10 protein-coding genes are annotated in these 12,608 nt (G+C 43.3%); 7 read left to right on the top strand and 3 right to left on the bottom strand.

What is annotated here, in order from left to right:
- The 4 genes from ACKI5J_RS06665 to ACKI5J_RS06650 form a co-directional block, all read left to right on the top strand.
- On the top strand, nt 1-768 hold a 768-nt coding region (locus ACKI5J_RS06665; protein WP_407427784.1), incomplete at its 5' end, for an MFS transporter.
- Nucleotide 769: 1 nt separating this feature from the next.
- Nucleotides 770-2,254, top strand: coding sequence for an ATP-binding cassette domain-containing protein (locus ACKI5J_RS06660; protein WP_407427782.1), 1,485 nt, complete (start codon nt 770-772; stop codon nt 2,252-2,254).
- 161 nt (nt 2,255-2,415) lie between these two features.
- On the top strand, nt 2,416-3,456 hold the full coding sequence (locus ACKI5J_RS06655) for a glycosyltransferase family protein (RefSeq protein ID WP_407427780.1): 1,041 nt from the start codon (nt 2,416-2,418) through the stop codon (nt 3,454-3,456).
- 21 nt (nt 3,457-3,477) lie between these two features.
- Complete coding sequence (locus ACKI5J_RS06650) at nt 3,478-4,806, top strand: GH1 family beta-glucosidase (protein ID WP_407427778.1); 1,329 nt, start codon at nt 3,478-3,480, stop codon at nt 4,804-4,806.
- Between the two features lie 45 nt (nt 4,807-4,851).
- Here ACKI5J_RS06650 and ACKI5J_RS06645 read toward each other — a convergent pair whose 3' ends face one another.
- Nucleotides 4,852-5,580, bottom strand: a complete 729-nt coding sequence (locus tag ACKI5J_RS06645; RefSeq protein WP_407427776.1) for an acyl-CoA desaturase — start codon at nt 5,578-5,580, stop codon at nt 4,852-4,854.
- A gap of 46 nt (nt 5,581-5,626) precedes the next feature.
- Nucleotides 5,627-5,986 (bottom strand): DUF3817 domain-containing protein, encoded by a 360-nt coding sequence (locus ACKI5J_RS06640; RefSeq protein ID WP_407427774.1) that lies wholly within the window; start codon nt 5,984-5,986, stop codon nt 5,627-5,629.
- A gap of 86 nt (nt 5,987-6,072) precedes the next feature.
- Between ACKI5J_RS06640 and ACKI5J_RS06635 the strand changes: the two genes are divergently transcribed.
- The 3 genes from ACKI5J_RS06635 (at nt 6,073) to ACKI5J_RS06625 (ending at nt 11,660) form a co-directional block, all read left to right on the top strand.
- A complete protein-coding gene (locus ACKI5J_RS06635; RefSeq protein ID WP_407427772.1) occupies nt 6,073-6,717 on the top strand; it encodes an HAD family hydrolase in 645 nt (214 codons plus the stop codon).
- 3 nt (nt 6,718-6,720) lie between these two features.
- Entirely contained in the window at nt 6,721-7,347 is a 627-nt protein-coding gene (locus ACKI5J_RS06630) for an HAD family hydrolase (protein WP_407427770.1), read from the top strand.
- Between the two features lie 176 nt (nt 7,348-7,523).
- Complete coding sequence (locus ACKI5J_RS06625) at nt 7,524-11,660, top strand: two-component regulator propeller domain-containing protein (RefSeq protein ID WP_407427768.1); 4,137 nt, start codon at nt 7,524-7,526, stop codon at nt 11,658-11,660.
- Nucleotides 11,661-11,693: 33 nt separating this feature from the next.
- Here ACKI5J_RS06625 and ACKI5J_RS06620 read toward each other — a convergent pair whose 3' ends face one another.
- Nucleotides 11,694-12,551: an RNA polymerase sigma factor RpoD/SigA gene (locus ACKI5J_RS06620; RefSeq protein ID WP_106295365.1), complete on the bottom strand. Its 858-nt coding sequence runs from the start codon at nt 12,549-12,551 to the stop codon at nt 11,694-11,696.
- Between the last annotated feature and the right edge of the window lie 57 nt (nt 12,552-12,608).

The following is a 12,608-nucleotide window of genomic DNA, read 5'->3' as shown; positions in this document are numbered from 1 at the left end:
GGCGGGAATGCAGGAAGTGCTATCGGTCCGCTTTTAGCAGCGGTGGTTATTGTTCCTTACGGTCAGTTTAATATTTTATGGATTACGTTGGTTTCTGTTTTGGCCATTCTGATCTTGTTTCAAATAGGTAAATGGTACAAGGGGCATTTGATCCTGCGTGCGGCGACAAATCATCCGGCGGACGTGAAGCCCAATCTTTCGAAGCTTAAAATTTGGACTTCTGTAGGCATTCTGCTGGTTCTGATATTCTCGAAGTATTTTTATATGGCCAGTATGACCAGCTATTTCACTTTTTATCTAATTGAAAAGTTTGGCGTCTCTGTTCAGCAATCGCAGATGTATCTGTTTATCTTTCTGGGATCGGTAGCTGCCGGAACGCTGATCGGAGGTCCACTGGGAGATGCTTTTGGGCGTAAATACGTAATTTGGTTCTCGATATTGGGAGCTGCACCATTCACCTTATTACTGCCATTCGCCAGCTTATTTTGGATAGGGGTGTTGGCGGCAATTATCGGGGTGATCATCGCTTCTGCGTTCTCTGCAATTCTGGTATATGCACAGGAGCTGTTGCCGGGGAACGTAGGAATGGTATCAGGCCTGTTCTTTGGTTTTGCCTTTGGAATGGGCGGACTTGGATCTGCCATAATGGGTGAGCTCGCAGATGCCACAAGTATTGAGCATGTGTTTTATATCTGTTCTTTTCTTCCGCTAATCGGGGTGATAACCGGTTTCTTACCTTCACTTAATAGACTAAAATCAAGAGCATAAGATGAATAGAATCATCCTGGCATTTAATGAAATAACGGTTCGTAGTCTGAATCAGGTAATTTTTAAAGATCTGAGCTTTGAAATTCGTGAGAATGAAAACTGGGCATTGATTGGTGATAGTGGATCGGGCAAGAGCGCCCTGCTGGAAGCAATTGCTGGACGGCTCGCTGTAAGCAACGGGCATATTGATCATACCTATTTCGATAGCAGACAGGGTGTGGCCGGGGGACTGGTGAATTGGCATAAGCGGGTGTCTTTCGTATCATCGAGACATAGTTTTCGTAATCTTTCCAACACCACGGAGTTTTACTATCAGCAACGATACAACTCGTTTGACTCGGACGATGCGCCTACGGTTGGTACTTATCTGTCCGGATTAGATTTAGGTGAACGATCCTCGTACTGGACTATGGAAAGGGTTGTGGATCGACTTAATTTGCAAGAAGTGCTGGATGAACAGATCATTAAACTGTCGAACGGTGAAACCAAACGTCTGCTGCTGGCCGCTGCCCTTCTTAAAAATCCCATCCTTTTATTGCTGGATAATCCCTTAACGGGTCTTGACGTTGGGCGTCGAGCCGACTTCAACAATCTGATCGACGAGATCAATCAATCGGGGATCAGGATCATCATGGCCACTTCTCCTCTTGAAATACCTGATGCGATAACCCATATAGCCGTATTAAGTGCGGGAAAGGTGCAGAACACTGGCACTCGTGCTGAATTCTCATCTGAGAAGTATATGGCTGATTCGTCTTCTGAAATTGATGAGAGGGAACTAAGGGACCTGATCGGCAGAAAGCCTGTCGAGCCTTTTGATTTTATCGTGCGTATGAACAGTGTGAATATCCGCTATGGGGATGCGGTGATTTTAAAAGATGTCAACTGGACGATACGTCAAGGCGAGCGTTGGGCGTTGGTGGGGGCTAACGGGTCAGGTAAATCTACCTTGCTAAGTTTAATCAACGGTGATAATCCGCAGGCGTATGCAAACGATATTTTGCTATTTGACAGAAAGAGAGGGAGTGGCGAAAGTATCTGGGATATTAAGAAGAAAATAGGCTTTGTATCTCCGGAGTTGTTTCAGTATTTCCCTTCATCGATGACGTGTATACAAGTTGTGGAATCGGGATTTTACGATACTCTCGGGCTGTTTCGGCCATCAAACGTTAAACTTGCTGAGATTGCACGTCGTTGGATGAAGCTAATAGGCGTTAATGTTAAGGAATCACAGCTGTTTCGTAATGTCTCGGCCAGTAACCAGCGTCTTTGTTTACTTGCCAGGGCAATGGTAAAAAATCCTCCGCTTTTTATCTTTGATGAACCTTGTCAGGGTTTGGACGCCCATCAGCAGGTACACTTTAAACAAGTTGTTAACACCATTTGCAGAAATAGCAAAGCCTCATTAATTTACGTCAGCCATTACCATGATGAGCTTCCAGAAGTAATTGAGCAAACTCTGACGCTAAGTAAAGGGAATCGGTAACACAGGATTTCATAAAAACATTACCTGGACTGAACATATAGTTCACATTCCAGTAGTAATTTAACGGTATTAATCGTTACAGCTATGAGATTAAATCCGGTTTGTATATACTTTTACGTTAAAGAACGTTATTTTCGTGCGAGGATACGGTCCTTTTTTCTATGAAAATACTTTATGCTATTCAGGGTACCGGTAACGGACACTTGAGTCGAGCCATGGATGTCATCCCTTGTCTGCAGCAGCTGGGGGAGGTTGATATACTTGTCAGCGGTATACAAGGCGACCTGGTTTTGCCCTTCGATGTGAAGTATGAGCTGAAAGGACTAAGTTTTATTTTCGGGAAATCAGGGGGTGTGAATCTATGGAAAACGCTTGTTAAGGCTAACCTCCGTCGGCTCGTGAAGGGGATTAACTCATTACCCATAGAAAAATACGATCTGGTGCTGAATGACTTCGAACCCGTTTCTGCATGGGCTTGCTATATGAAAAATAAGCCATGTATCGCGCTTAGCCACCAGGCAGCAGTGTTATCACCTAATGCTCCGCGCGCTGAGCATCGCGATATGATCGGTAACCTCGTGCTTAATAATTACGCACCCGCCAGTTCCAGACATGGATTTCATTTCCAGTCTTACGATGAGGATATTTATACACCTGTAATAAGAAGCCAGGTGCGTAATCAGGATATCAGGAATGATGACCATTACACCGTTTACCTTCCCGCTTATGACGACGCCCGCCTGATTAAGCAACTTTCTGCATTCAAGGATGTTCAATGGGATGTGTTTTCGAAACACAACAAGAAGAAATTGACGGTAAAGAATATCACTATACAGCCGATCGATAATGAAAAGTTCACCAGAAGTATGGCCCGTTCTGCCGGCGTGCTCACCGGGGCAGGGTTCGAAACCCCGGCTGAAGCGCTGTACATGGGTAAGAAGATACTGGTGATTCCCATGAAAAACCAGTATGAGCAGCATCTGAATGCTGCAGCTCTCCGTGAAATGGGCGTGCCGGTGATTAAAAGTCTCAAAGACAAATATGCGCCGGCGATACAGAGCTGGATAGAGTCCGGTGAAACTATCCCTGTCCATTATCCTGATATGACGCAGGAAATCGTAAATTCTGTCGTTAATAGTTATACGGGCAAAGAGCCCGGACAATGGTCTGTTGACGATCAGTTTCGCTCAACCACTCTTTAATTGTAAACAGATAGACGAGGCTTGGATAAGGACTTATTTGGTAAAGATTTTAAATGGGGCGTTTCTACGGCTGCGTTTCAGATAGAAGGTAGCTGCTTCTCGGATGGCAAAGGAGCGTCTATCTGGGATACGTTCACCGCCAGGAAGGGGAAGGTACACGGTGGCCAGCATGCCGGGTTAGCATGTGATTTCTATAACCTTTATGAGAAAGACCTCGACCTGGTAAAGACCCTGAACATTCCGAACTTTAGATTTTCGATTGCCTGGAGCAGGATATTGCCCTTCGGGAAAGGTTCTGTCAATCAGAAGGGCTTAGATTTTTATAACAGGCTAATAGACGCGTGTCTGGAGCGCGGCATCGACCCATGGCCAACCTTATACCATTGGGATCTGCCGCAGGCACTGGAAGACTTGGGTGGATGGACTAACCGGGATGTCGTTGAGTGGTTTTCTGCTTATACAGATATTTGTGCGAGGAACTTTGGTGACCGGGTCGGTCACTGGATGGTGATGAATGAGCCGATGGTCTTTACGGGTGCCGGGCATTTTCTTGGTGTACACGCCCCCGGGAGAACAGGACTAAAAAATTTCTTTCCGGCAGTGCATCATGCCGTTTTAAGCATGGCAGCGGGCGGCAGGATATTGAAAGAATCTCAGCCTCATGCTGAGATTGGCACCACGTTCTCGTGTTCGCATATTGAACCCTATTCGCAACGGTCATGGGATGTGTCTGCTGCTAACCGGGCAGATATATTGTTTAACCGTTTATTAATTGAGCCGGTTCTTGGAATGGGTTATCCCGATAAAGAGGTGTCTGTGATGAAGGGTATTCGTAAATATATGCTCCCTGGAGATGAAGAGAATATGACCTTCGATTTCGACTTTATCGGCATTCAGACATATACAAGGGAGGTCATCAGATATTCTTTTCTGACGCCCTACCTGCACGCTAAACTCGTGAAGGCTGAGAAGAGGAAGGTGCCGCTGACCACTATGAAGTGGGAGGTGTATCCTGAGGGTATCTATCCGATCATCAAAAAATACAGTCAGTACAAGCAAATTAGAAAGATCTATATTACGGAGAATGGTGCTGCTTTTCCAGACGTCGTTATGGGTGGCGCAGTGGATGACCAGGAACGACTTTCATTTATCCGCACAAGTTTGCAGGAGCTGCTGAAAGCCCGGAAGGAGGGCTGTCCGGTCGAAGGCTATTTTGTATGGACCCTCACCGACAATTTTGAATGGGCGGAAGGGTACCATCCCCGATTTGGCCTTGTTCATGTGGACTTTGAGACACAGGAACGCAGAGTCAAGTCTTCAGGTAAATGGTACCGGGATTTTCTAAAATAGAAAAGGCTCCCTGAAGGAGCCTTTTGTGATCTCTTGATTAAAGTTTTATGCTTTGCGCAACCGAATGAGTTTGGTCCAGTGCAGAAACTTGATGACCGGATAAATAGGATCTACTTCAAACCACCGGTATCCAAAGTTTGGACTATTGGGAAAGCGATGATGATTATTCTGAAACAGCTCACCCAACATCAGAAAGTCAAACGGTGTTGTGTTTTTCGAATGATCGTTGTTGTCAAAATTGGCGTATCCGTACTTATGACCGCACCAATTTACAATAGCTCCGTGGATCGGTCCCATCAGAAAGTGGATAGGCAAGAGAAGATACATCCACCAATGAGTAGCAAACTCCATGTAGAATGCGATATATAGCGCGCCGAACATTAATCGTGAAGCAATGGATGAACCTATGCGGTCGACGATCGGCCATTCAGGATAAGTGGCAGAGCCTCTCGCCGTTTTGTCTTTAGTCATCCTGACATGGTCTTTGAAAGTTAATACCGTAGCCCACATTAGTTGAAATACATCTTTAAAAAAATGCGGGGAATGTGGATCCTTCTCTGTGTCACTGAAAGCATGATGATCTCGGTGCATAGTTGCATACGCCCTGGGGTTCAGAAAAGAAGATCCCTGAAATATATAGGTCATTAGATACAGAACGCGTTCAAAAAGTTTGCTGGTGGTGAACACCTTATGAGAAGCATAACGGTGCAAAAAGAAGGTCTGGAAAAACAAAGACAGGAACCAGTGACCGACAAAAAATAATAAAATATACATTGGTATTAAAACGTGTAAAGGGCAATAATAGTTCTATTCGGCGAAATTAAACTTTAATATCTTCTAAAGATACTGTATTTGGAGATAAATTGTTTTTCGCAATCGCATTTGCTTCATTCTTCAGTTCTCTGTCGAGAAAAAATGTGGCAAGTGGTATTAGGGAAGCAACAAGATATTTGAATGTTTTGTAAAAAGACCATTTCGCCATGAAGGTGACTTTAAATACGGCGGCTATATAAAGAACAAATAAGATACCGTGTGCCCAGCCAGTGTATTTAACGACGATAGGGTAATCAAACATATATTTTAGGGGCATTGCAATGACCAGTAGGAATACATAGGAAATACCTTCGATGATTCCGACAACACGGAGTTGGTTAAGAGCTTTTACTGTGACGTTTGTCATATTTGATCTATATTAAAGGCTTATGATAGCCTTTGGCAAAAATCAGCAATTGTTTTCAGTATCAAACCTATATTTTTGCGCGCAACATGGATATTACATTAAAACAACGATTTGACAGTATCATCTTTGATTTGGACGGTACTCTATGGGATTCGACTGAAGGAGTGGCTGCCGCCTGGCAGTCTGCCAAAGAAGAGTATGGTTATGTGAAAAATGACATTACGGCTGCGAGTGTAAGCGGAATCGCCGGTATGGCCTATGATGCAATATATGATTATCTTTTTCCGGAACTCACTGATGAACAGCGTCAGGAATTTAAAGCAAAGTGTGCAAAAAAGGAGCTGGAAGTGCTGAGCAGTAAGGGCGGTATCCTCTATCCTGGGCTGGTTGATGCATTGAAAGATTTATCTGTAAAGTATAAGCTCTTTATTGTAAGTAACTGCCAGTCAGGTTATATTGAGGCGTTTCTTGATTACTATAAGCTTCATGACTATTTTGTCGGTCACCAATGTTATGGAACCAAGAGCCGTCCAAAAGCAGACAACATCAGGGATATTGTAGTTGATCACCAGCTGGAGTTTCCGGTTTATGTAGGTGATACGCAGGGCGATTACGAATCAAGTAAAAAGGCGGGTGTTCCTTTCATTTTTGTATCCTACGGATTTGGTGAAGTCAAGGAAGGTCAAGTTGCAACAGCTAAAAGTTTGACGGAACTAGCGAAAATTTTATAGCTCATGGCAGAAACTGAATCTAATAAATTGAAGCTCGCTGAGCTTACAGAGCTTAGTAAGGGAGATTACGAAGCTTTTTTATATGACTGTGATGGGACACTTGCCGATAATATGGCAGCCCATAAAGAGTCGTATGCGCAGGTAGCACTCGGAGGAGGCATCGAAATAGATCCGGCAATTATCGATGAGTTTGCCGGACTTCCCATCCCCGTCGTGGTTGAGAAAATTAACGAAAGATATGGGGCGACATTTGATCCACAGACTTTTGAGATGGAAAAGTACGCTATATTTTATAACAACTATATAGAGCACACCAAACCGGTTCAGTTCGTGGTCGATCATTTGCTTGCTCATGTAGGGAAGGTGAAAATTGCTGTGGTGTCGGGAGGGTCAAGAGAAGCTATTTTGAAAACATTGCGAGTACTGGGGATAGAGTCTGAGGTTGATGTGCTGGTCTGTGCGGGCGAGACTCCTAGAGGCAAACCTTATCCTGATCCTTTTTTGAAGGCAGCTGAACTGCTCGGTGTCAAACCTGATACATGTTTGGTTTTCGAAGACGGACAGGCAGGAGTAGAAGCAGCAGAAATGGCTGGTATGGACTGGATCAGAATAGACAAGTTAAACCCGTAAAAATGTGTATATTAGGACAAACGATTCACGCGAGATTTTGGCCCTAATTTGTTCCCATGCCTAACCATCCTAGCCTTTATCACACTCTTTGTACATTATTCTTTTGCTATTTAGGAATCATATCAGTTCAGGCACAGAGCCCATTCACATTTAAGAGGCTTACAACGAAGAGTGGTTTGTCGCAAAGTAACGTAACCAGTATAGCGAAGGATGAGAAAGGGTTTTTGTGGTTTGCCACCCGCGATGGACTGAACCGATATGACGGATATCAGTTTAGGACCTATCAATACGACAGAGAAGACAAGACAAGCCTGAGCAGTAGCTATGTGAGTGTTGTTTATGTGGATTGGCGGGGACGAATATGGGTGGGTACATCTTCGGGACTTGATCTCTACGATCCGGCAAGTGATTCTTTTAAGCATTATCGACCGCACAGAACTGATACTTATGTAAAGACGATACTTCAGGATTTTGACGGGCGGATGTGGATCGGTACGAAAGAAGGACTCTTTCTTTTTGACCCTGAAAAGGGTCAGTTTAATAGTTTCTATTACAATGTTTCTGATTCTGAATCCATTAGTAATAATGATATTAACGTTCTTTGCCAGTTTGATAACGATAATATCTGGATTGGAACGACGGGGGGACTGAACAAACTTGACCTAAAGACTAGAAAGATAAGACGGTATCTTGCTACCAATGAAAATTTATACCATTCACCTGGATCAGTCAAAGGAATAGTACAGGAACGCAACGGCTATATATGGGTTGCATATGAGGGCAGAGGTTTGTTCAAACTCGATCAGCGTACAGGTCAGTTTGTTGAAGTTGGTAAAGATAATAAGAATTCACGACTACCAAGCAATAACCTGATTACAATGAAGATGGGCGGTGATGGTCGTTTATGGATCGGTACTGAATCAGACGGATTAATTATTTATGACCATGTCAGGAATAAGTTTGAACAATACAAACACGATAGCTTTGATGAGAGCACAATTTCACACAATATCGTACGCTCAATATATCATGACCCCTCAGGAATCGTATGGCTGGGAACCAATAGTGGCGGCGTCAGTTACATCACCAGAAATGCAGACAAGTTTATTCATTATAAGCCGATACCCTACCGGGTGAATACTCTCCGAAATGCGGGAGTAAAGGGATTCGCAGAAGACGATAGCAAGCACATATGGATTGCAACCGAGGGAGGTGTAGATTTTTTCGATCCTTTAAAAAAGACATTTAAGCACTATCAGCATACGGAGAATCAGAAAAATGGCCTTTCTGATAATAACATTTACTGCGTTGCGCGCGTAGGCAAAGATTCGATGGCGTTCGGCTCATTTGAAGGCGGAATGGACATTCTGGATATTAAAACCGGTAAGTTCACCAATTTCAGGAAGGATCCGCTCAATCCAAATTCGTTGTCGGATAACCGGATCTTTAAAATTTTTCTGGATAGTAAAAATAATGTTTGGATAGCGACTTGGGCAGGTGGATTAAATAAGTTCAATAAGAACACCAGAAAAATGACCCGATATTCTATTGCCCGGGATCTGCAAAAGACAAATGAGGCGCTCATTTACACGTTAAATGAAGACTATGACGGGAATATGTGGCTCGGAACGGAACAGGGCCTCTATCTCTTAAATGTCCCTACAGGCGATTTTAAACGATACATACATAAGAATGGTGATAACACATCCTTAAGTAATGATATTGTAACCTGTATCTTGCTGGATTCGAAAAAGAATCTTTGGGTAGGAACAGCTGGTGGTGGAATCAACTTATTCAACCGGAAGAGTGGGACTTTTGGTCTGCTCAATAAAAAGAAAGGGCTTGCCAACGACTATATACATGGAATAGTTGAAGACCGGGCAGGAGATCTTTGGATTAGTTCAAATAATGGCCTTACACGATACAATGTTTTAAGCGCAAAGTCAACAAATTACGGTCTGGCATACGGGCTTCAGGGGCTTGAATTTAAGCAAGATGCCAGTCTAAAAGGCTCCGATGGGGCGATTTATTTTGGTGGAACCAACGGGTTTAATGTTATTCGCACAAATGAACTCGTAACAAATACTTTGGTTCCTAATGTTGTGTTTACGGGATTCAATATTTTCAATAAGCCCGTGTCACCCCGGGACGAGCAATCTCCTTTGGAACATAGCATTACGGAAACGACACACATTACGCTTAATGCCAACCAGTCCACCTTCTCGCTTGAGTTCGCAGCGCTTAATATGATTGCGTCTGAGAATAATCAGTATGCATACAAGATGATTGGCTTGCATGATAGCTGGGTTCCTTTAGGTAGTCAGCGTACAGTTGCCTTCTCTAACCTACCACAGGGGGACTATACATTTGTCGTTAAGGCATCTAATAACGAGGGTATTTGGAACGATCAGGGGGCGATCATGCAGATCCGCATAATTCCGGTATTCTGGAAGTCACTATGGTTTAATATCTTAATATTTATTCTCGTTAGCGGTAGTATTTACGGAGTCTATCGTTTTAGGGTCAAGGTTATAAGGAGACAAAAAGCAGTTTTGGAACGATTGGTTAAGCAACGAACCCGTGAGGTGTATGCACAGGCAGAAGAGATCCAAGAGCAGTCTGAACGACTTCAGGCGACGAATGAAGAGCTGCAATCGCAATCAGAAGAAATTCAGCAGCAGGCTAATTATTTGCATGACCTTAATGAAAAGCTGAATGTTCAGCGAGAACATGAGGCAGAAGCGCGAAAGGAAGCGGACAAGGCAAATCAGGCGAAGAGTGTCTTTCTGGCGACAATGAGCCACGAGATACGTACACCTATGAATGGCGTTTTGGGAATGGCTTCTTTATTGTATGACACGGAACTTGATAATGAACAACGAGAATATGCCAAAACTATTAAAAGTAGCGGTGAGAGCTTGTTAGCAGTAATCAATGATATTCTTGATTTTTCCAAAATTGAATCCGGTAAAATGGAACTTGATCCGCATGAATTTCATCTTCGTACTCTAATTGAAGATGTGATGGATGTATTTGCGTGGAAGGCCGCCCAGCAGGGAATCGATTTAGTATTTCAAATTGACAATGGCATAGCCAACTCGCTGGTGGGGGATAGCCAGCGCCTTTCTCAAGTACTAATCAATCTGGTAGGGAATGCTGTAAAGTTCACCCATTCTGGAGAGGTATTTCTTTCGGTTAAGCAAGGGAGGGGTTCGCAGGGAGATGACATCAGCCTGCTATTTGAAGTAAGTGATACAGGGATTGGAATACCGGAAGAGTTTCATAATAACTTGTTCAATGCCTTCTCGCAATTAGATTCCTCAACGACGAGGAAATATGGGGGTAGTGGTTTGGGTCTTGCAATCTCCATGCGTCTGATTAAGCTTATGGGTGGTGTGGTCCAAGTAAGTAGCAAGCTTGGTAAAGGCTCTACTTTTAGCTTTGATATTGTTTGTCAACGCGGCAAACAAGAACAGGGAGAGCCTCTTTTAGCCGACTCGATCCATGGAAAGAAAATTCTGATCCTCGACGACAACACCACGAACCTGAAAGTGTTGACCCTTCAGTTAAGACAGTGGAATTTAGATGTTGATGATTTTCAAACTGTTTCGGACGCTCTGAGTGCAATCAATAGTGGAGCGCACGATATGATCATCACCGACATGCAGATGCCTGAACATGATGGCATAAACTTCGCTTTGTCTGTAAAGAAGCAGATTCCTTCAATTCCCATACTGCTTCTTACTTCCATAGGCAATGAATCTGCTAAAAACTTTCCTGATCTTTTCTGTGAGGTTCTGACCAAACCTGTAAAACAGCGTATATTGGCAAGAGTTGTTCAGAAGCATCTTTTGGGTGGGGATACACCGATTGACAGTAAAAAGCAAGGATCTCTACTGGATAACTCATTCAGCAAAAAATATGCGATGGATATTCTGGTTGCCGAGGATAACCAGATTAATCAAATGCTGATTAATAGAATACTTCATAAGCTAGGCTACAACCCCGTGATAGTCGGTTCAGGACTGGAGGTTCTTGAGATAATGGAGAAAAAGAATTTTCATCTTATCCTGATGGATGTGCAAATGCCAGGGCTCGACGGTTTGGCTACTACGATGAAGATACGTTCTCGCGACGAGATCGTCCAGCCTGTGATAATTGCATTAACTGCCAGCGCAATGAAAGAAGATAAAGATGCTTGCATGGTTGCGGGAATGGACGATCATATATCAAAGCCGATCAACATTCCCGAACTGGTTGAGCTGCTGGAGAGATATCACAAAAAGCTGGAAACGCAAAAAGCCGAAATATAATTCCGGCTTTTGCATGCTCTATTTGAAGATCTACTATAAGTAAGACTGTAAAATTTTGCTTCTTGAAGCGTGCTTTAAACGCTGAAGCGACTTGTCTTTTAACTGACGAACGCGTTCTCTAGTCAGATTAAACTTCTCGCCAATTTCTTCCAATGACAGAGGGTTGTTGCTTCCAATTCCGAAGAATAAGATCAGCACTTCGCGATCACGCTCCGAAAGAGTAGCCAGCGAGCGGCTGATCTCCATAGCAAGTGAATCGTTGATCAAGTGGCTGTCTGTTCCCGGATCGTCACTTTGCATCACGTCTAATAGTGTGTTTTCTTCCCCCTGTACAAAAGGAGCATCCATAGAAACCTGGCGACCAGCGTTACTCAGAGAGTCAGAGATTTTATCGACTGTCGTTTCTAGAATGTCTGCAAGTTCCTCAGGAGAAGGCTGACGCTCATACTCCTGTTCAAGTTTTGAATAGGCCTTGTTTATTTTGCTCAGTGAACCAATCTGGTTCAAAGGAAGGCGTACTATACGTGATTGTTCTGCAACAGCTGATAGGATGGATTGTCTGATCCACCAAACAGCATAAGATATGAATTTAAATCCTTTGGTTTCATCAAAACGCTTAGCGGCTTTGATGAGTCCCAGGTTACCTTCGTTTATAAGGTCACCTAGCGTCAATCCCTGATTTTGATATTGTTTTGCCACAGAAACAACGAAACGTAGATTTGTCTTTGTTAAACGTTCTAATGCTGCCTGGTCACCCTCACGAATTTTCTGTGCGAGGATTACTTCTTCTTGTGCAGTAATTAAATCTACTTTTCCTATTTCGTGAAGATACTTATCCAGGGACTGGGATTCACGATTAGTAATAGATTGGGATATTTTAAGTTGTCTCATTTTTATTCAAATGTGTTAAAGCAACGCAATCGTCACATTTAACGGAAATTGTTATAA

It is taken from the genome of Arcticibacter sp. (assembly GCF_045629565.1).
In the GTDB taxonomy this organism is placed as follows: Bacteria; Bacteroidota; Bacteroidia; order Sphingobacteriales; family Sphingobacteriaceae; genus Arcticibacter.
Note: the sequence above shows the minus strand (reverse complement) of the source record. Positions and strands in the feature narration are given on the sequence as shown.